This window comes from Canibacter zhuwentaonis, from assembly GCF_018531145.1.
Classification (GTDB): domain Bacteria; phylum Actinomycetota; class Actinomycetes; order Actinomycetales; family Microbacteriaceae; genus Canibacter; species Canibacter zhuwentaonis.
In genome coordinates, this window is sequence record NZ_JAHDSZ010000005.1 from 1 (window position 1) to 19,001 (window position 19,001).

18 protein-coding genes are annotated in these 19,001 nt (G+C 56.2%); 12 read left to right on the top strand and 6 right to left on the bottom strand.

Features of this window, described 5'->3' with window-relative positions:
• The 4 genes from KJY78_RS03780 to tatA form a co-directional block, all read left to right on the top strand.
• Positions 1-1,174: DUF5979 domain-containing protein (locus KJY78_RS03780; protein WP_214337283.1), on the top strand; the 1,174-nt coding region annotated here is incomplete at its 5' end.
• A gap of 212 nt (positions 1,175-1,386) precedes the next feature.
• Positions 1,387-1,779, top strand: a complete 393-nt coding sequence (locus KJY78_RS03785; RefSeq protein ID WP_214337284.1) for a sterol carrier family protein — start codon at positions 1,387-1,389, stop codon at positions 1,777-1,779.
• Between the two features lie 16 nt (positions 1,780-1,795).
• Positions 1,796-2,275, top strand: coding sequence for a hypothetical protein (locus KJY78_RS03790; RefSeq protein ID WP_214337285.1), 480 nt, complete (start codon positions 1,796-1,798; stop codon positions 2,273-2,275).
• A 28-nt stretch (positions 2,276-2,303) separates the two neighbouring features.
• Complete coding sequence (gene tatA / locus KJY78_RS03795; protein WP_214337286.1) at positions 2,304-2,549, top strand: twin-arginine translocase TatA/TatE family subunit; 246 nt, start codon at positions 2,304-2,306, stop codon at positions 2,547-2,549.
• Between the two features lie 124 nt (positions 2,550-2,673).
• On the opposite strand, the gene purF is transcribed toward tatA, so the two are convergent.
• The gene (gene purF / locus KJY78_RS03800; RefSeq protein WP_214337287.1) at positions 2,674-4,137 is read right to left on the bottom strand and encodes an amidophosphoribosyltransferase; all 1,464 of its coding nucleotides are present in this window, start codon (positions 4,135-4,137) and stop codon (positions 2,674-2,676) included.
• Between the two features lie 209 nt (positions 4,138-4,346).
• Here purF and purM point away from each other — a divergent pair, with 209 nt between their 5' ends.
• Positions 4,347-5,450 (top strand): phosphoribosylformylglycinamidine cyclo-ligase, encoded by a 1,104-nt coding sequence (gene purM, locus KJY78_RS03805; RefSeq protein WP_214337288.1) that lies wholly within the window; start codon positions 4,347-4,349, stop codon positions 5,448-5,450.
• Positions 5,451-5,518: 68 nt separating this feature from the next.
• On the opposite strand, the gene KJY78_RS03810 is transcribed toward purM, so the two are convergent.
• Positions 5,519-5,746, bottom strand: a complete 228-nt coding sequence (locus KJY78_RS03810; RefSeq protein ID WP_214337289.1) for a DUF3073 domain-containing protein — start codon at positions 5,744-5,746, stop codon at positions 5,519-5,521.
• Between the two features lie 599 nt (positions 5,747-6,345).
• Here KJY78_RS03810 and KJY78_RS03815 point away from each other — a divergent pair.
• Complete coding sequence (locus tag KJY78_RS03815; protein WP_214337290.1) at positions 6,346-8,340, top strand: DEAD/DEAH box helicase; 1,995 nt, start codon at positions 6,346-6,348, stop codon at positions 8,338-8,340.
• A gap of 195 nt (positions 8,341-8,535) precedes the next feature.
• Positions 8,536-9,507, top strand: a complete 972-nt coding sequence (pip, locus tag KJY78_RS03820; protein WP_214337291.1) for a prolyl aminopeptidase — start codon at positions 8,536-8,538, stop codon at positions 9,505-9,507.
• Positions 9,508-9,510: 3 nt separating this feature from the next.
• Here pip and KJY78_RS03825 read toward each other — a convergent pair whose 3' ends face one another.
• Both KJY78_RS03825 and KJY78_RS03830 read right to left on the bottom strand, forming a co-directional pair.
• Complete coding sequence (locus tag KJY78_RS03825; RefSeq protein ID WP_214337292.1) at positions 9,511-9,729, bottom strand: hypothetical protein; 219 nt, start codon at positions 9,727-9,729, stop codon at positions 9,511-9,513.
• 16 nt (positions 9,730-9,745) lie between these two features.
• Positions 9,746-10,468 carry a VIT1/CCC1 transporter family protein gene (locus tag KJY78_RS03830; protein ID WP_214337293.1) on the bottom strand — a complete coding sequence of 241 codons (723 nt, stop codon included), beginning with the start codon at positions 10,466-10,468 and terminating at the stop codon, positions 9,746-9,748.
• 417 nt (positions 10,469-10,885) lie between these two features.
• Between KJY78_RS03830 and KJY78_RS03835 the strand changes: the two genes are divergently transcribed.
• The 5 genes from KJY78_RS03835 (at position 10,886) to KJY78_RS03855 (ending at position 17,296) form a co-directional block, all read left to right on the top strand.
• Positions 10,886-12,466, top strand: a complete 1,581-nt coding sequence (locus KJY78_RS03835; protein ID WP_214337294.1) for a four-carbon acid sugar kinase family protein — start codon at positions 10,886-10,888, stop codon at positions 12,464-12,466.
• A 14-nt stretch (positions 12,467-12,480) separates the two neighbouring features.
• Positions 12,481-13,362, top strand: coding sequence for an NAD(P)-dependent oxidoreductase (locus tag KJY78_RS03840; RefSeq protein ID WP_214337295.1), 882 nt, complete (start codon positions 12,481-12,483; stop codon positions 13,360-13,362).
• 20 nt (positions 13,363-13,382) lie between these two features.
• On the top strand, positions 13,383-14,777 hold the full coding sequence (locus KJY78_RS03845) for a GntP family transporter (RefSeq protein WP_250544165.1): 1,395 nt from the start codon (positions 13,383-13,385) through the stop codon (positions 14,775-14,777).
• Between the two features lie 116 nt (positions 14,778-14,893).
• Positions 14,894-16,366, top strand: coding sequence for a malate dehydrogenase (quinone) (gene mqo, locus KJY78_RS03850; protein ID WP_348771187.1), 1,473 nt, complete (start codon positions 14,894-14,896; stop codon positions 16,364-16,366).
• A gap of 3 nt (positions 16,367-16,369) precedes the next feature.
• Positions 16,370-17,296 carry a lytic transglycosylase domain-containing protein gene (locus KJY78_RS03855; protein WP_214337296.1) on the top strand — a complete coding sequence of 309 codons (927 nt, stop codon included), beginning with the start codon at positions 16,370-16,372 and terminating at the stop codon, positions 17,294-17,296.
• A gap of 117 nt (positions 17,297-17,413) precedes the next feature.
• Here KJY78_RS03855 and KJY78_RS03860 read toward each other — a convergent pair whose 3' ends face one another.
• Positions 17,414-17,686, bottom strand: a complete 273-nt coding sequence (locus tag KJY78_RS03860) for a hypothetical protein (RefSeq protein WP_214337297.1) — start codon at positions 17,684-17,686, stop codon at positions 17,414-17,416.
• A complete protein-coding gene (locus KJY78_RS03865) occupies positions 17,686-18,681 on the bottom strand; it encodes a serine hydrolase domain-containing protein (protein ID WP_214337298.1) in 996 nt (331 codons plus the stop codon). Before KJY78_RS03865 ends, KJY78_RS03860 begins: the two co-directional genes overlap by 1 nt.
• Positions 18,682-19,001 lie beyond the last annotated feature (320 nt).

Genomic DNA, 19,001 nt, shown 5'->3' on the forward strand with positions numbered 1-19,001 from the left:
TGTTCCTAATACGGTTGTTGTTGTGGTGACAGGTGATGTTACGTGTACTGTTCGTGGGCAACAGACTAAGCGTAATATTATGTTTACTCTGAAATACAGTGAACGGGTAAACGGTAAATGGGATCGAGTGTTAAACAACATGGTTGATGTGGGTAGTAATTGTGTGATAACTCTTAACAAGGGTATGGTTTCTGCTGGTTGGAGATGGAAAACGAATACACCTATTGTGGTAACAGAATCAAATATCATGTCTGAGCGTACTGTTCAAATACGGTTGGAGGTTGAAAAAATACCAATCGAAGTATCCACCGAAACAACTGCCACACCAACAGTAGCCGCAGGCCAACCAGTACAAGTAATATCAACAATCAAAGCCAGCGGAAACCCAGCGCTTAACGTACCCGTTACTATTCAACTACCAAAGGACGGGTTTGTAAACACCGCCGCCACAGTAAACTCGGCATGCCAGGCTACAGGGCGTGGTGCTATGTGTCCTGCCCGGTGGGTGTACAACGCAGCTAGTCACACGGTAACAGCAACCATACCGCAGATTCCAGCCGGAGGCAGCGTTAAAGTAACCGTTACAGGCAAAGCAGGGTTCTTTGATGCTAACAGGCGTAGTTTCACTGCAACCACTAGCGCGACGTTTACAGACGCTAACCAAAACAATAACACTTCAAGAGCAAGTTTTAATGTCACAAACAAAAGGGTCACAGTCTCACTTGTTGTCAGACCCGAAGGGGAACGCCCTGCTAGTGGTGTTGTGACCGTGACGGGTAGTATCGACTGCGTAACACCGTTTCAACATAACAATACTTTCACGTACAGGCTCAACTATGCTCGGCTTGTTAACGGCGCAGGAGCGCCCCAAGTTATACATAAAATAGTATGGGCTGGAAGCAACTGCACAGTAACAGTACGCAACACAACAGCCCCTGATGGCTGGGAGTTCACCAGCCAAACCCCGTCGGTGTATCAACTGCAACAGGTTATGATGGACGAAACAGTTCAACACACAGTTCGTTTACAACGCAAATTCATGGCCGTAGCACCACCACTACCACTCACCGGAGGTGTCGCGTCCGACTGGCTATACCTAACAGGAGCAGGTGTACTGATAGTTGGTGTTGCGGCCGGGATTGTGGCACGCCGACGGCTACAGGCTCGCGTGTAACACCCACAAGCAGAAGCAACAGGCGGGTGGTTTGACCGCTCGGGTGTCAGCCCCCTGCAGGCTGGCTAACACCGGCGGGTGGTGTTGTGTTAACGCTGTCCGCGCCAGTTAAAGCACACCAACCGCGCCAGTTAAGACACACCACCCCATGCGCCAGCTGCACTTTCGCTTTAGTTGCGTCCTTACGCCGTGGGGGCTATAGTAGAGGCAGGATGGCACGAAGAAAAATAAGCGAAACGGGCGGATTCGCCGCGCTTCGAGCATTTCTGCAAAACAGCGGCATCAGCCCGCAAACGCTCGCAACAGCGGTGCGGTTTTCGCTACAAGAGTTATCCGCCATAGCGCCTGGCGAGGCGGTTGAAGTGCGTGTTCCGCCGTACGGCGCGACCCAGTGCCTGCAGGGTGGTCAGCACCGACGGGGCACACCACCAAACGTGGTCGAAACAGACGCGCTAACCTGGCTCGCTCTGAGCTGTGGCAAAACCACCTGGGAGCGGGCGGTACGCGACGGCAAAATCCTTGCGTCTGGATCCAAAGCGGAGGATCTCGCGACCGTGCTACCCGTGTTCTCTACGAGTTTTTGTGCAAGACTTAGCGCAGAATGAGATAATTAATACAGCTATGAGCGATTCAAACAGCACGCAAAACTCGCATCCGAGAGGTGAGAGCAGCAGGAATACCCCGCAGAATAGGAGTCTCCTGGGCGGTGGCAATGCTTCGACCCCGAGCGTTTCGAATAGTGGAGGCGAAGCGAGTAACACGGGCGGAAATCTAGGCGCAAGTAATCCAGGCGGCACGGGCGAACAGAGTAACAAAAATACTCCAAACACCCCGGTCATGGTACGGGTGCAGCGTGCTGTGCATATTAAACGGCTGCTGCTTATTGGTGTGGTCATGGGCGCGATGTGCGGCGCAGGCGTGGCGTTGCTGTTCGACGTGAAGCCCGAGGGTTTCTACACGCTCGGGCAAATCGTGGGCTTTACTGCTGTGCTCGGAGGAGCCGTAGGACTGTTGCTGGCGGCCATGCTCGCCCTGTTGCTGTCGCTCGCGGTTAAGCGCAAAAACGGCATGGCAACGGCTGTTCAGGCTAGTGTGAAATAATAGAGAGAACTAGGAACGGAGACACACTATGTTTGGAAACGCTTTAAGCGGCACACACCTGATTATTCTATTAGTTGTTGTGCTGCTCTTGTTTGGTGCTCCAAAACTCCCCGGGCTGGCTAAAAGCATCGGGCAGTCCATGAAGATTCTAAAAAAAGAGGTTAGTGATCTGAGCGACGACAAGCGCCCGGCTAGCCCGCCAGCAGGGCAGGCTGCGCCGAGCAAGCAGCTAAATAACGCGAATCTCGCCAATGGTGAGCAGCCTGATAAATAGCTAAAGCAAGCACACAACAGACGCCCCAGTCGCGGCAGTAGCTTTTTTGCACGCGATCCACCAGGGCGCGTGCTGTGCTATATAACCTCCGCAGCCTGTATTTTTAGCGGATCAAAACTATGAACTAGCTCTCTTGATTGGTAGCAACCCAGCTGAGATACTCGTCGCTCACATTACCGGCAATATATTCCCCGGTAAAACAGCTCTGCTCAAGCTGCGTAATCTCCTGTTGCCCGGCGAGAATAGCAGTGTTCATTCCCTTAACTGTCTGGTACACAACCCGATCCGCCCCGATTGCCTCCGCAACCTCAGCAGCAGAACGATTGTGCGCGATCAGCTCGCTCTGCGTCGGCATATTAATACCGTAAACGTGCGGATACATAACCGGCGGCGCTGCGCTCGCAAAAATCACCTTTTTAGCGCCCGCAGTGCGTGCCATCTCAACTATCTCTTTAGAGGTTGTGCCGCGCACGATCGAATCATCAACAATCAAAACCGTTTTGTCGGCGAACTCCGAGCTGAGCGCGTTCAGCTTCTGCCGCACACTGCGCTTGCGCTCCTTCTGCCCGGGCATAATAAAAGTGCGTCCTACATAGCGGTTCTTATAAAAACCCTCGCGGTAGCTCAGTTGCAGGTTAGCCGCAACCTGCATTGCGCTCGGCCGTGACGAGTCAGGAATCGGCATCACCACGTCGATTTCGCTAATATCGAGCTGCTTTTTAATCTCCTCGGCGAGCATATTTCCCAGCCGTAGCCGCGCCTCGTAAACAGAAATACCGTTTACAATTGAGTCGGGGCGGGCCAAATACACGTACTCAAACGCGCACGGTATGTACGGCACCGCGTCGGGCGAGCACAGCTGTGAGCGCAACTGTCCGTCAGAGGTGATAAAAACCGCCTCGCCCGGCGCAATATCGCGCACTAGCCGGTAGCCGCCAGACTCGAGCACGAGTGATTCTGACGCGATAATCCACTCGTCGCACCGGGCTTCGCTCAAGCGATGCCCGAGTACCAGCGGGCGAATCCCGTTAGGGTCACGAAACGCGAGCATACCGTAGCCGGCAATCAGTGCGATTGCCGCGTATGACCCGGCAACTCGCTGGTGCAGTTTGGCGACGGTGTCAAACGCGATTTCGGCGGTGAGGTCGGTGTCTTTTGTGCGATGCCACAGTTCGTTGGCCAGCACGTTGAGCAGTAGCTCGGTGTCGCTGTTGGTGTTGAGGTGGCGGTGATCCGCCCCCGACATTTGTGCGGTCAGCTCGCGAGTGTTCACAAGATTGCCGTTGTGCACAAGAATTATGCCGTACGGCGCGTTCACGTAGAAGGGCTGCGCCTCGGTGACAGTTTGCGCGTTGCCGCGGGTGGCGTAGCGCACGTGCCCGAGCCCGATATTGCCGAGCAGGTCGCGCATATCGCGGGTGCGGTAGGCTTCGCGCACCTGACCCTGCTTTTTAACTGTGTGTAGGCGAGTGCCGTCGGCGGTTGCGATGCCGGTTGAGTCTTGACCGCGGTGTTGCAACAGTAGCAGGCTGTCGTAAATTTGCTGGTTTACCGGATCTTGAGAGACTATGCCAACAATTCCGCACATACGCTGGTGCTCCTGTTTTGTTTGTGAACGATATAAATACCCATTGTAAGTCTCTCACTTTTTAGCTGAGTAATCAATTTAGCGGTGCGGATACGACGGCGGGCTGTGCTTGATTGCGCAGTGGTCTTAGCGGTGCTGGCGCGCGCATTTTTTAAGCTGTGCGGTTAGTTTATCGGCGCAAGCTTGCTTGTTTGCAGTATCGTTGTAGTGTGAATAAGAATAATCCTTATGCAAACTCCGGTGTTGACACCAAGGCTGGAGATCTCGCTGTTGAGCTTATGCGTAAAGCGGTTTCCCGCACTCATGGCGCTGAGGTTCTGGGTGGTGTTGGTGGGTTTGCCGGGCTTTACGATGCGTCGGAGCTGCTGCGCTACAAGCGCCCGCTGCTTGCGAGCGCAACAGACGGGGTTGGCACGAAGGTTGCCATCGCGCAGGCTATGGATAAGCACGACACTATCGGGCAGGATCTGGTCGCGATGATTGTTGACGATATTGTTGTGGTTGGCGCGAAACCGCTCGCGATGACTGATTACATCGCATGCGGCAAGGTTGTGCCCGAGCGTATCGCGAGCATTGTTGCAGGCATTGCAAACGCCTGCGCGGCCACCGGAACAGCGCTTGTCGGGGGAGAAACAGCCGAGCATCCGGGGTTGCTGGGCGAGCACGAGTACGATGTGGCGGGCGCGGCTTTTGGGGTTGTTGAGGCGGATCAGCTGCTCGGGCCCGACAGGGTGCGTGACGGTGACGCAGTTATCGCGTTGGCCGCGTCGGGGCTGCACTCTAACGGTTTTTCGCTGGTGCGTAAAATTATGGCGGATCGCGCCCTGCAGTACACCGCTCACGCAGCAGAGTTGGGCACCAGCTATGGCGAGGTGCTGCTCACGCCAACCGCGCTTTATGCGGGGGAGCTGTTGCGGGTGTTTGCGGCGCTGCCGGAGGCTGTGCACGCGCTAAGCCACGTTACGGGCGGGGGAATAGCTGCTAATCTTGCGCGCGTGCTGCCGCGCGGTAGTTGGTGTGAGGTGGATCGCGCCAGCTGGCGTCCGCTGCCTGTGTTTGAGCATCTGGCTGAGCTGGGCGGATACGAGCTGCCGCAGCTCGAGGGCGCGTGGAACATGGGAATTGGCATGACAGCCGTTGTTGCGGCGGATAAAACCGCGCAGGTTTTAGAGATGCTTGAGTGCCAGCAGCTGACGGCGTGGCAGGTTGGTAACGTGAGTTTTGGTGCGCGCGATCTCGCCGGGTTTGACACCGAGGCTAAGGGTGTTAAGGGCGGCGCTGTGCGACTCGTCGGGGAGTATTCTGCGGCATAAGTGATGAAACCGTGACCGGCGGCGGTTTAACGCGCGCGAATCAACACCGAATGGCTGCGAGGTGTGTTTTAGCTCTCGTTATCTTCTGGATAGTTGGAATCGTCAATCGCGTTGTATTTTTCGGCGTACTCTTCCCACGGGTCGCTCTCAGCTGCTTGTTCAGCCTCTTTTTCTACCGCGAGCGCGTTTTTAGCTGCCAGCTCGCGCTCTAGCTCTGACAGGTCAGTTGTGGGAGTTGAATATTTAAGTTGCCTTGCAACTTTTGTGTGCTTTGCTTTTTGACGGCCACGCCCCATGCGAGCCCCCCTTAACACTCTAGGCTGCTTGTGTTTGCAGCAAAATATCTTACATAATTGACGTATCCGTCTATAATACCATGCTAGCGGCGGGTTTTCTAGTCTTTTTATGCGGTGCGCGGATCTGCCAGGGCTGTGTAGTTGGTGCTCGAGAGCTGTGCGGTAAGGGGTTACGGGTGATGTGTTTGTGGCGCGCCTGTGCTCCTCTACGGTCGACCAATCTGCGGGGGCGCGAATCCAGCCCGCAGGGGGTCTGGATCTAACCCGGGTGGGACAAGGATTCAACCTACGCTGTGCGTGGATTCAACCGTGACATGCCTGTGCCCTTCAATAGGTGACCAACCTGCGGGGGTGCGAATCCGTTTAAAAAACAAGCGCGAGCAAGTTTTGTGCGGCGCACATCCGCCCTCTCAAAATAAGTGTGCTATACTCGTTATGTTGGCTGCAGCGGTAGCAAGGTGAAACGCAAGCGGTCAGATGCCCTTAACAGGGCAGGTTATTTAGTAACCGTCGTATTTGATTCATCTAGCTACAGGCGCAGCGGCAATTTTTGTTGCTTGTTTTGTGGCGTTTTCAAACAAGAAAAGCGAGAGCACACAATGTCACGCAGTCCTAAACGCGGGTTTAAGACTCCTAAAAATTACGCTCCTAAAAAGGGCAAAAAATCTAAACACGGTAATCGCGGTCACGATCAAGATTTTCGAGAAGGATTCAAAAACAGCCGCAACCAGCAGGGTTTCGGCGTAGGCGGCGGAGAAGATTTCGTCCCGAGACACAGTACTTATAGCAGAAAAAGTGGTGCCAGAGTGCATATATTCGATGACGGTGCAGCACGCGATTTCCGCGGCGACCGTAAAAACTTTAAACAGCACGACCGTGATTTTGGTCGCGGCGATCGTGCCGAACGCGGCGGATCGGTTCGCTTTGAGCGTGATGCAAGTGAGGTTCGCTTTGAGCGTGGTGACAAGCGTGACCGTTTTGAGCGCGGCGCGGGCGGCGGTCGTTTTGACCGCAGTGATAGGCGCGGTGGTTTTAACCGTACAGGCAGAGGCGGTGATCGTTTTGACCGTGGTAATCGCTATGATGGTGCAGAGCGTGGCGAGCGCGCACCGCGCGCCGAGGGAGCTGCGCGCGGTTTTGACTGCGGCGGCGGTAGGTTTGATCGTGGCGATAGGCGCGATCGTTTTGAGCGTGCGGGCAGAGGCGGTGATCGTTTTGAGCGTCGCGGCGGCGATCGCTTCACAGGTCGGGGCGAGCGTGCAGATCGCGGTCCAAAACGCGGCTACGATTCGCGCGCAGAGGGTTTCAGCTCGCAGGGCGGATACACCCCCCGCGAAGACACAGTGCTTGACAAGTTAGAAGCGCAAATCACTAGCGCGGCAGATGTTGCCGAGCTAACTTTCGCCGATCTCGGGCTTGGCGAAAGGCTCTGCGCTGAGCTGCACAAAATGGGCGCAACAGCTCCTTTTGCAATTCAGGCAGCAACTATTCCAGATGTGCTTTCGGGCAGCGATGTGCTCGGCAGGGGTCGCACCGGCTCTGGTAAAACCATCGCCTTTGGCGCCTCACTCGTAGAGCGTTTGCTCCGGCTTAAAGCCGAGGGCGCGTTTGAGGCCGATCCGCCGCAACCAAAGCGGGAGCGGGGTCGTCGCCGCAACGAAACACCGGGGCGCGCTCCGAAAGCTCTGATTATGGCGCCAACTCGCGAGCTGGCTTTGCAAATTGATCGCACAGTGCAGCCGCTGGCGCGCGCGGTTGGTCTGTTTACAACCCAGCTTGTTGGCGGCGCGCCGATTGAGCGCCAAAAGCTGGCGCTGCGGCGCGGTATTGACATTGCGATTGGCACGCCCGGGCGGATTGAAGATCTTATTGAGCGTGGCGAGCTGCACACAGGGCAGGTTGTAATCGCGGTGCTCGACGAGGCCGATCACATGGCTGAGCTGGGTTTTATTGAGCCGGTGCAAAGAATCTGGCGGTCACTGGCTCCGGGCGCGCAAAAGCTGCTGTTTTCGGCAACTCTTGACTCGCAGGTTGCAAAAGTTGTGAAAGAGTTTTTGGTTGAGCCGGCTGTTCACGAAGTAGCGGATGCGCAGCAGGGCAACACCGACCATCACGTGCTCGTGGTGATGCGCGAAGATAAAAACGAGGTGCTCACAGAGCTGATCACCGGCGCGCAGGGTCCGACCATTATGTTTACTCGCACCCGTGCATACGCTGAGACGCTCAGTGAAATGTGCGAAGACGCGGGTATTAGCGCGGTTGATCTGCACGGCAACCTAAATCAGGCCAAGCGCGAGCGCAACCTGAAACGGTTTACGCAGGGCAAAGCCCAGGTGTTGGTTGCAACCGATGTTGCTGCCCGCGGTATTCACGTTGACGATGTGGCGCTTGTTGTGCAGGCTGATCCGCCTGACGATTACAAGAGCTACCTGCACCGTGCCGGTCGTACGGGTCGCGCCGGTAATGACGGGGTTGTTGTGACGGTGATTCCGCGCAACAGGCAGAAGCGCACGCGGCAGCTGTTTGACAATGCGCAGCTTAAGCCGGTTTATTTCGGTAATTTCGAGCCGGGAGCGGCGCAGCCCTGGAATTAATCCAGCCGCGCAGCTTCCGTGGCTGGCACGGAGAATCACCCTGAGGCTAGCCACGGTGTGACTCTGGGTTAGCCCGGTTGGTGCAGCCCGGAGTTGTTCCGGTCGAGCTACTCCGGAGTCAATCTGGCGGCGCGGAAATCTTGTGCTCGCTTGCAGCTGATACTACGCTCATAAAAACAGCGTACGATATTAACCATGAGTGAGCACAAAGATTTTTACCCTGAGATTGAGCCGTACGACAGCGGAATGCTCGCTGTCGGTGACGGTCAAGAAATCTACTACGAGCAGGTTGGTAACCCGGCAGGCAAGCCCGTTGTTTGTCTGCACGGCGGACCCGGTGGCGGGTGCACAACCGATATGCGCAGGTTTTTCGATCCGCAAAAATACAGAGTTGTGCTGTTTGACCAGCGCGGCGCTGGGCGATCACTGCCGCACGCCAGCGAGCCGACTGCCGATATGAGCGTAAACACAACCTGGCACCTGGTTAGCGATATTGAGAAAATACGCGAGCATCTGGGCATTGCCGCGTGGCAGGTTTTTGGCGGATCGTGGGGATCCACGCTCGCGCTCGCGTACGCGCAAACCCACCCCGAGCGGGTGACGGAGCTTGTTTTGCGCGGCATTTTCACACTGCGCAAGAGCGAAATTGACTGGTTTTACCAGGGCGGCGCGGCGCACGTTTTTCCCGAGATTTGGCAGGAGTATCTGGATGCGATCCCTGTGGGCGAGCGCGATGATCTGGTGGCGGCTTACCACCGGCGTCTAAACGACCCGGATCCTGCTGTGCACACTCCGGCAGGGGTTGCGTGGAGCGTATGGGAGAGTGCGACCGTGCGGCTTTACCCGGACGCGCAAGATATCGCCGCAACCCGCGCCGATAAAAAATGGTCGGTTGCTTTTGCGCGCATCGAAAATCACTATTTTAAGCACGGCGGCTGGTTTGAAGAGGGGCAGTTGATCGCCAATGCCCACAAGCTCAGCGAGATTCCGACCGTGATTGTGCAGGGGCGCTACGATATATGCACCCCGGCGCGCACCGCCTGGGATCTTTACCAGCAGATGCCGCACGCGGAATTCGTGATCGTGCCGGATGCTGGCCACGCATCGGGCGAGCCGGGTATTAAAAGCGCTCTGATTCGCGCCACCGATAAGTTTGCCGGGCGTTAGTTTTTAGCGGATCTGCCCGCGCGAGCTTTGCGAGCCGGGCAGTTTTGCTAGCCGGGCGCGGTGTGGGTGTTGTGCGGCGGTGTGGGTGTTGGCGCTCGTGGCGCTGGCACTGCGGGCGCAAGCGGTGGCGCTGCTGCGTGCTGCTGTGCTGGCGTCGTGGCGGGCTGCGCTAGCGGTGGCAACTACGTTGGTATCGGCGCTGGAGGCACTCGGGGCGGACACCTGGTGCGGCAATTTGTTACCCCATTTCGGAGATGCCAAAAAGATTACCAATAAAATATGTTGCGCCAACGGCAATACCGCCTAAAACCAGCTGCCTGAGCGCGCCACGAATAAAGTTTTTGCGGGTGAAATACGCGGCAACACCGCCGGTGAGCAGCAGCCCTGCAGCGCCAAAACCGAGCGCCCAAAAGAGCGTTTTAAGCCCGATTATATAAGGAATCAGTGGAATTATTGCGCCCGTAGAGAAGGCAGCTATTGAGGATAAAGCCGCTGTCCACGGCGACGGGTGCTTATCCACAGACAATCCCATTTCTGTGGAGAGGTGGATTTTCAGTGCCGCACTGGGGTTCTGGTGTACTTCATATGCGGCCTGCGCCGCGGTTGCCGGGGTCATACCCAGATTTGTGAACTCGCGGGCGAGCTCGAGCTGCTCGCCGCGGGGATTGCGCGCGAGGGCGGCGGTTTCCACAGCGATTTCGGAGTCGAGCTGCTCGTTAGCCGACTTTACAGAGGTGTACTCGCCGAGCGCCATAGAAAGCGCCCCTGCGCACAGCCCAGAAACGCCGGTGGCAAGAATTATTGCGGGGTTTGCTCCTGCCGCAGCAATGCCGGTGATCAGCCCGATGTTAGAAACTAGTCCGTCCATCGCCCCAAAAACTGCCGCGCGTAGCCAGCCTGAATTAACGTTGGCGTGCACGTGGTCGTATTTGTGGGGGCTTGAGGGGTCAATTGCTATCATCTGTGTTTTCTGCGACGCTGCGACTCGTCGGCTGTTTCTTGTTTATCGCAGCACTTATAAATTATAGCTCTGCGGCGCGCGCGGCGGTGTGGATCGGCTAACAGCGAGGTGTGCTGAATAACGCGGGGGCGGCGGATCAAAGAGCAGCGAGGTGTGCTGGATCGCGCGGTGCGTATTCAGCACGTGCCGCTAGGTGGACTTAGCTCCTGCAGCGGCGGCGGCAGTGCACAGCGCCCTGCGCTGCGCCCTGCACAGTACCCCGCGCCCTGCGCGGCGCACCGTTTCAAAATGCGGGTGCAACACACCGCAGCAGCTGATCCGCCCCTAAATTGTGAACAAAATGTGACGAAACTTAAAATATTGGATACACTGATTAATTGAATACGGTTAAACACTTAGGAGCTGAATAAGGAGGTTTTGTTGGGCTATAAGCTCCAAGAAATACTCGCGAACTCGTCAGAGGCGTGCAATATTTCAGCGGATGCGGTGCTCCGGGCAAACAGAGCACACGCCGCGCCGGTGCTGGTGGTGCTTGATGACGACCCCACCGGCACGCAGTCTATTGCTAATCTGCCAGTGCTCACATCGTGGAGTGTCGCAGATTTTGAGTGGGCATTTCAGCTGGGAGCGCCCGCCGTTTACGTGCTCACTAATTCGCGTTCGCTCGCGCCAGCTGAGGCGGCGCAGATAAACCGCGAGGTTGTGCGTGCCGCGTACAGCGCTGCGGGCAGTACGAAAATAAGCTTTGTGTCGCGTGGCGATTCTACGCTGCGCGGGCATTTTCCGCTTGAGCCAGAGACGCTCGCGGGCGCTGTGCGAGAGCATACCGGAACAGAAATTGACGCAACTGTGATCGTGCCAGCTTTCCCAGATGCTGGTAGAATAACGGTTAATAGCGTGCACTATGCCGCCAACAAGGCGGGCGAGTTCGTGCCCGTTGGTGAGACCGACTATGCACAAGACGCGACTTTCGGATACGAAAACAGCGATCTTGCCGCCTGGGTTGCCGAGAAAACCCGGGGCAAAGTTGCCGCAGCGGATGTTATCCGCATTCAGCTCAGCGAGCTGCGGCACGCCGGCGGCGCGGCGGTGCTCGAGCTGTTGCGCGGTGCCCAGCGCGGCGCGGTTATTGTTGCCGACTGCGTCACCGAGAGCGATTTAAGAAGTCTCGCGCTGGCGCTCAACACGGCAGAAAAAGAGGGTAAGAACTTTATTTACCGGGTCGGGCCGCCATTTGTGCGGGCGCGTTTGGGGATGGATCCACCCCCGCCCTGTGATGCCGCGCAACTGCGGGCAATTTTTGACGCGCAGTCGCAAGCACTGCCGCACGGGTTAATCGTTGTTGGTTCGCACGTTGAGCTTACGAGCAGGCAGCTTGCGCACCTGCAAAACTCGTGCGATTTGGCGCGGTTTGAGCTAGATGTGCGCCGGGTGCTGGGCGTGGGCAGGGATGAGTATCTTGTACAGTTGGCGACGAGCGTGTCTGACGCGCTGCGGCATGGGGAAGCTGTTATCGCAACGAGTCGCGAGCTTGTGCGCGGAACAGATGGGCAGAGTAGCCTTGAGATTGCGCGTAGGGTATCCGCCGCCATGGTCGAGGTTGTGAACAAGATTGTGCACCGGAATCCGCCGAAATTTGTGATCGCTAAGGGCGGTATTACCTCGTCTGACACCGCTTCGCTGGGGCTTGAGATCAGGCGCGCGCAGGTTATAGGGCCGATGCTGCCGGGGCTTGTTTCGCTCTGGGTTAGTGCGAGTGGAGTTGCCGCGAACGTACCGTATATCGTATTCGCGGGCAATGTTGGCGACGAAAGCTCGCTCAGCGAGGTTGTTGCTAAGTTGCAGGATGCTGCGGGCGGCGCGGTGGCGGATGCGGCGGGCACTGCGTCAGCGGCAGTGGTTGCAACTGCCGCGACCGCAATTGGCACGGTTGCATCCGCAACAAATCCCGCTGGCGCAGCATATCCCGTGGCAGATTCAACAGGTTCAGTAAGTTAGAAAAGGAGACAAATATGATTACTGCAGTTATTGGGCTCGGCGCTATGGGGCTGCCGATGGCGTCCAATCTCGCCAAAACCTTTGAGGTGCGCGGCTACGACATAGCGCCCGAGCGGGTGCGGCTTGCTATTGAAAATGGGATTGTTGCCGCAGAATCGGCAGCCGCGGCGGTCAGCGGCGCTGACACGGTGCTGCTCGCGGTGCGCAACCAGGCGCAGCTCGAGCAGGTGTTAACCGGAGCAGATCCGATCCTGCCGCAAATGGAGTCGGGCGCAACACTGATTCTAATTTCAACGGTCGGTGACGAAGCCATCGCCTGGGCCGATCCGCTGCTCGCCGAAAAGGGTGTGCACCTTGTTGATGCGCCGGTTTCTGGCGGTCCGGTGCGGGCTGGTAACGGAGATTTACTGACGGTTGTGGGAGCGAGTGATGCCGCGTGGGAGCGGGCGTATCCGGTGCTCGACGCGATGAGCAGTACCCTGGTGCGCGTTGGTGACACACCAGGCAAGGGGCAGGCGATGAAAACGGTAAACCAGCTGCTCTGTGGTGTGCACATCGCGGCCGCGGGTGAAGCGCTCGCGCTCGCCAATAAGCTCGGGCTCGATCAGGAGCAGGCACTGCAGGCGCTAATGGCCGGCGCGGCTTCGTCCTTTATGCTGGGTGATCGGGGTGAGCGGATGCTGCACGCCTACGATGAAACAGCTCCCGAGGTGAAATCGCGGCTCGATATTTTCGTGAAGGACATGGGAATAGTGCTTTCCGCCGCGCAGCGAGCACAGCTCGCAACCCCGCTGGCGGCAGCCGCGGCACAGTCTTACTTACTGGGTGAAGCGCAGGGGCTTGGCGCGCAGGATGACTCGGCTGTTATCCGCGTGGTTGCCCCGCGCAAAAACTAAACTACTATAAAAAGGAGAAGATGATGCCCGTTGAGGTGTTATTAGGAATTGCTATCGGTGCCGTTGCGCTGCTGTTGCTGCTTGTTATTAAGCTAAAAGTTCCGGCGTATTTGGCGCTGTTAATCGTTGCGCTCGGCACGGCTCTTGTGACACCGATTCCGCTCGCAGAAACGGTGCCAACGCTGATTGAGGGCATGGGTAAAACCCTCGGCTCGGTGATGATTATTGTGGGCTTGGGAGCGATGCTCGGTCGTGCAATTGAGGTTGCGCGTGGCGCAGAATCGCTGGCAACATTTTTCACCGGCAAATTCGGTGTTAAAAGGGTTGTTAGCGCGGTTACCGTAGCGGCTTTTGTGCTGGGAATACCCGTATTTTTTGACGTTGGGTTTTTGATTTTTGCGCCGATTATTTTCGGATTCGCGCTGGTTGCAAAAATTAATCCGCTAAAAATCGGGCTGCCAGTTGCCTCGGTGCTGATTATTGTGCACGTTGCGCTACCACCGCACCCGGGACCCGTTGCGGCCGCTGAAATTTTGGGAGTTGACTCAGGGTTCATGCTCATAGTGGCGCTGCCTCTGTGCGCGGTAACCTGTGTGCTCGGGTATTTGGCCGTGCGTAAATTCAAGCTCGAGGGCATCGAGATGCTTGATTCGCCAGCCGCGCGGGCCGTTAAGGCAAATGGCGCGCAGCCTAAAATCGGTTCAGGCGCTGTTGTGGGAGTGGATCCTAAAGCCCCTTCAGCAGGGCTTGTTTCTGTTTTGATTCTGCTGCCTATTGCTTTGATTATGGCAGGTACGGTGGGCACAATGCTTATTGCAAAAGAATCTATTGCGAACACGGTTTCGGGAATTATCGGTTCTTCCTCCGTGGCGCTGCTAATCGCGGTTATTTTTGCCTATATTGTGCTATCACGGCAGCAGGGGTGGAACGCGCAAAAACGTTCTGAAATATTTGAGGGCGCTTTGCCGTTGGTTGCAATTATCGTGTTTGTAACCGGCGCGGGCGGTGTTTTTGCGAACGTGCTCGTTAAATCGGGAATTGGCAGTGCGCTGTCGAACGCGCTAATTGCGAGCAATATGCCGGTTATTCTTGCGGCGTTTGTAATTGCCGCAGCGCTGCGAATTTCGCAGGGATCGGCAACCGTGGCGATTCTAACAACCGCCGGGCTGATTACCGCACCGGTTGCGGCCGCCGGGTACACACCTCTGCAGGCCTGCCTGGTTACGATTGCGATGTGCTTTGGCGCGGCTGGCTTCTCGCACGTTAATGACTCAGGATACTGGATCGTAACCCGTTATCTGGGGCTTTCGGTGAAAGACGGTTTGCGCACCTGGACGCTCTACTCGACTATTTTCGGAGTTATTGGGTTCCTGTTAACCTGGGCAACGTTCGGAATTGTTACAGCAACCATGTAGCACGGCAATAAAAAGTGGTCGGAGAAATTCTCCGACCACTTTTGTTTTCTTGTTGTATATAGAGCCGGTAATATACATAGTTAATAAGTATCATCAAACAGGAGTAACATTAAACCGTGAAGAATATCCTTGACGTAGCTCTTATTGGCGGCGGTATTATGAGCGCGACTCTCGGCACTATGTTGCAAGAGTTTGAACCCGAATGGAAGATCGGGGTTATCGAATCTCAGACCGACCCTGCAACAGAAAGCAGTAATGCCTGGAATAACGCTGGCACAGGGCACGCGGCTCTGTGCGAGCTGAACTATATGCCAGAGGGGCCGGCGGGCAGGCTCTCGGCTGAAAAAGCGATCAGCATCAACGAGCAGTTTCAAATGTCGCGCCAGTGGTGGTCAAAAAAAGTTGCTGACGGGGTGCTCACCAACCCCGAAACCTTTATTAATACGATGCCGCACATAACCTTTGTTAACACCCCGGAAAATATTTCCTATCTTAAACGCCGCTATGAAATACTGAAATCTGAGCCGCTCTTTGCCGATATGGAATACAGCGAAGATCCGTTAGAAATTGCGGATTGGGCGCCGCTGCTAATAGATCGGCGCGATAAATCACAGCGCGTTGCCGCCACCAGATCAGCGGCGGGCACTGACGTTAATTTTGGCGAAATAACCCGGCAGCTGCTCGCGAAAATGATCGCAAACGGCGCTGTTGCGCGCTATAACACCTTCGTTACAAAAATTGAGCGGCTAGGTGGCGTGTGGCAGTTGACGCTCAAAAACAAGCAGGGCACGTGCCGTGAAACAGTGCGCGCAAAGTTTGTTTTTGTGGGCGCGGGAGGCGGCGCGCTGGAGCTGCTGCAGAGCGCGAGAATCCCCGAGATTAAAGGCTATGGCGGGTTTCCCATAAGCGGTAAATTTTTGCGCTGTACCAATCCCGAGGTTGTGAAACACCACCACGCCAAGGTTTACGGCAAAGCCAAGGTTGGTGCGCCGCCGATGTCGGTGCCGCACCTCGACACGCGCATTATCAACGGCAAACAGGAGCTGTTGTTTGGTCCGTACGCCGGGTTTAGCACTAATTTTTTGAAATACGGCTCACCGCTGGCGCTGTTCAAATCGATCCGACCGCACAATATCGGCACGCTGCTCAAGGTGGGTCTCACGCAGTGGCAGCTCGAGAAGTACCTGCTTTCTGAGTTGCTGGCGGATCGCGACAAGCAGATTGCAACCCTGCGCGACTATTTTCCCGCGGCGGATGCCGACGACTGGGAAATGATCACCGCGGGGCAGCGCGTGCAAATTATGAAAAAAGACCCTGAAAAAGGCGCTGTTTTACAGTTTGGCACGGAGATTATTGTGAGCGAAGACCGCAGCATCGCCGGGCTTTTGGGTGCGTCACCCGGTGCTTCGGTGGCGGTTTACGCGATGCTCAACGTTTTGAAGCAGTGTTTCCCCGAGAGCTTCGGTAAAAAATGGAGCAGGGCGATTAATGATGCTGTGCCGTCTTACAAGCTCGGTTTAAACTACAGCGCGCCGGTTACGGCCGAGGCAATGCGCACCACGGCTGAGGCTCTGGGGCTTGAGTCTTAGCGGATGACTGTTTTGCGCAATGATAAAAACCGTGACGGGGTCGGGCTTGAAACCTCTGAGATAGAGACGCACCTCGGGGTGCAGTTTAAAACCGAGCCGATATCGACCGGGTTTAATTTTGAGCGCCCGCCTAAAGAGTCAATTATTACCCCTGCGGTGCGCAAGATGATTACGGTTTGCGTTGTGGGGCTTGCGCTGCTTGTAATAGTCGTGGGTGTTATAACCCTCGTTAATATTGCGCAGTTGCGGGCGGAAAAAGCCGCGCAAGAAGAGGCGGCAAAGGCCTCTGAAGAGGTTAAAATATTGCCCGAGCCGGTGGGGCCGGCAGAGTCCTTACCCAAATCTGAACTCGCTGCGGCGGATGTTAAAAAAGCCGATGCCGACTGGGTGCGCGCAACTGCCGCATCCGCTAATATTTCGGTGACAGCGCTTGAAGCTTACGCCTCTGCCGCGCTCACGCTCGAGCACGAGAAGCCAAACTGCGGCATCGGGTGGAACACGCTCGCGGCGATCGGGCAGGTTGAGACCGCGCACGGCACAATTGACGGCGCGCAGCTTGACAGCACGGGGCGGGCGTATCCGCGTATTATTGGCGTGGCGCTTGATGGCAGCCGTTTTACTGCAACGCCCGACACTGACGCGGGGCGCTACGACAACGACCGGGTGTGGGATCGCGCGGTAGGGCCGATGCAGTTTACGCCTGAAACCTGGGAAAAATACAAGCGAGACAGTAACGGCGACGGCAAAATCGACATTGACAATATTTATGACCAGTCGCTGGCTGCGGCGACTCTGCTGTGCACAATCGGGGGTGATTTGCGTGAGGGCGGTAACTGGATTCGGGCGATCGCCGCGTATAATCCGAGCGTCGCATACAATAACAGTGTTGCGGAGGTGGCGGATCGCTACGCGGCTATTGCTGCGGGCTGATACGACCGATTGTGGCTGGCTAGCGGTGGCAGCGGGCTGACGCGATCGACTGCGGCGGGCTAGTGGTAGTTGCGGGCTGACGGAAGTGCCGGCGTAAGTTATTTTGCGCTTAGACTTTTATTCCGCGCCGCGAGTTTGCCGGCGACGCCCGAGGTTAAAAGCGGTCGCTGCCGCGTGCGCTGCGGTGGCTGCGACAAGCAGATACCACCAGGCAATATGCACCGAGACATACCAGGGGGTTAATATTCCAGTAAGCGCAGTAATTGCAAGCGTTACTGCCAGGTTAAAAAGCTGTGTTGCGGCGCTTTTTGTTGAGCGGCACGATTTCCACGCAGACCATGCGGTGAGCGCGATGAATATAACAACCAGTATTAACGATAAATTAGGCATTATTGCAGCTCTTTTTTTAAGGTGCGGGCGAGGGGCTCTACGCCGATGCGGGTGTCGTTACTGACAAAGACGGCCTGCCTGTTTTCGGGGTTGATTATCAGCATTGTGGAGTAGCCGTAGGTGCCGCCGTTGTGCCAGTATCCGCCGCCGTCTTCGGGTGAATTAGCAAGCCAGCCGTAAGAAAAATCGCCGTTATCCATCATCCAGCGCGCAAATTTAGATATATCGTGCGCGTTTGAGCGGATGCCGCCAGCGGGTGCGTATCCGCTCATTTCCCAAGGATCGGCAGCCCCGCCGCGCACGAGGCGTCCACGTGGGGCATCTGCGGGCACAGAACCCGGAGTCATAACGTATGTTTCGGTCATGTTGGCGGGAGAAAAAATGCGTTCTCGAACAAGCTCAGCGTAGGGCTTACCGGTGGATCGCTCCAGCAGGTGGCCTAAGAGGGCGTAGCCCAGGTTGGAATAGCTGCGTTCGCCGCGGCCTGTGAGATTGGATTGTGTAGCTGCCCGAACAATATCTGCCACGGTTTCTCCCTGATAGGGGTTTGAGCTTGTGAAGGCACTGGTCACGCCAGCGAACGGGTTGTTGTTGGCTAGGCGGGGTAGACCTGAGGTGTGATCCATGAGCTCGCGCAGTGTTACTGCAGAAACGGGTGTATTGCCAGCCTCGATAAGCTCACCCACCGTGGTGTTTAGCCGCAGGTTTCCGCTCTTAATTTCCTGGTGGAGCAGCTCTGCGGTGAACATTTTGCTTACTGAGCCGATTTCAACTTCTGTGTTTTTGTCACTGCCCAGCCCGGCGAAGGTTGTTTGGTCGCCGCTGATTGTAAACGCGGTGAGGTTGTGCTGCCCGGCTTTGTGATTGCGGATGAGAGCCGCTGTCAGTGTGGCATCTCCGGTGGCGGGCGTGCCAGGTTGAATGTGCTTGGGGCCTAACGCTAAGAGCCCTGCGGCAACGATGATTGCGGCTATACTTGCGGAGCAGAACTTCATCAGTGTTTATTTCTTGCGGGGATATCTGCGGTAAGGGTTCTCTGAGAGTCGGAGCTTGTTCAGTGTTTTGGCGTGTTCTTCTAGCGCCAAGGGACGCGACTCCAGATTGACGTTATTCACACAATCTAGAATTCCAGAGTTTTATAAATTCAGCAACCCGGGTGTGGAATCTTTCAATAAATTATCGCCCAGGCAGCAGAAAGCCTCGCGGCTACGCCGTGCCGTTTCGTGAGGTGCTAGTTTGCGCGGTAATTAGGCGCTGATTTTATGGTATATTTTGTAGAATACACAATTCATATTCCACCCTGGGGAGGCACTAA

What these genes read in the sequence shown, in the direction of transcription:
- KJY78_RS03830 (WP_214337293.1), bottom strand. Translation starts at nt 10,468, where the DNA reads ATGATAGCAATTGACCCCTCAAGCCCCCACAAATACGACCACGTGCAC.
- KJY78_RS03790 (WP_214337285.1), top strand. Translation starts at nt 1,796, where the DNA reads ATGAGCGATTCAAACAGCACGCAAAACTCGCATCCGAGAGGTGAGAGC.
- purF (WP_214337287.1), bottom strand. Translation starts at nt 4,137, where the DNA reads ATGTGCGGAATTGTTGGCATAGTCTCTCAAGATCCGGTAAACCAGCAA.
- KJY78_RS03810 (WP_214337289.1), bottom strand. Translation starts at nt 5,746, where the DNA reads ATGGGGCGTGGCCGTCAAAAAGCAAAGCACACAAAAGTTGCAAGGCAA.
- KJY78_RS03865 (WP_214337298.1), bottom strand. Translation starts at nt 18,681, where the DNA reads ATGAAGTTCTGCTCCGCAAGTATAGCCGCAATCATCGTTGCCGCAGGG.
- KJY78_RS03855 (WP_214337296.1), top strand. Translation starts at nt 16,370, where the DNA reads ATGACTGTTTTGCGCAATGATAAAAACCGTGACGGGGTCGGGCTTGAA.
- KJY78_RS03860 (WP_214337297.1), bottom strand. Translation starts at nt 17,686, where the DNA reads ATGCCTAATTTATCGTTAATACTGGTTGTTATATTCATCGCGCTCACC.
- KJY78_RS03785 (WP_214337284.1), top strand. Translation starts at nt 1,387, where the DNA reads ATGGCACGAAGAAAAATAAGCGAAACGGGCGGATTCGCCGCGCTTCGA.
- pip (WP_214337291.1), top strand. Translation starts at nt 8,536, where the DNA reads ATGAGTGAGCACAAAGATTTTTACCCTGAGATTGAGCCGTACGACAGC.
- KJY78_RS03845 (WP_250544165.1), top strand. Translation starts at nt 13,383, where the DNA reads ATGATGCCCGTTGAGGTGTTATTAGGAATTGCTATCGGTGCCGTTGCG.
- KJY78_RS03815 (WP_214337290.1), top strand. Translation starts at nt 6,346, where the DNA reads ATGTCACGCAGTCCTAAACGCGGGTTTAAGACTCCTAAAAATTACGCT.
- KJY78_RS03840 (WP_214337295.1), top strand. Translation starts at nt 12,481, where the DNA reads ATGATTACTGCAGTTATTGGGCTCGGCGCTATGGGGCTGCCGATGGCG.
- tatA (WP_214337286.1), top strand. Translation starts at nt 2,304, where the DNA reads ATGTTTGGAAACGCTTTAAGCGGCACACACCTGATTATTCTATTAGTT.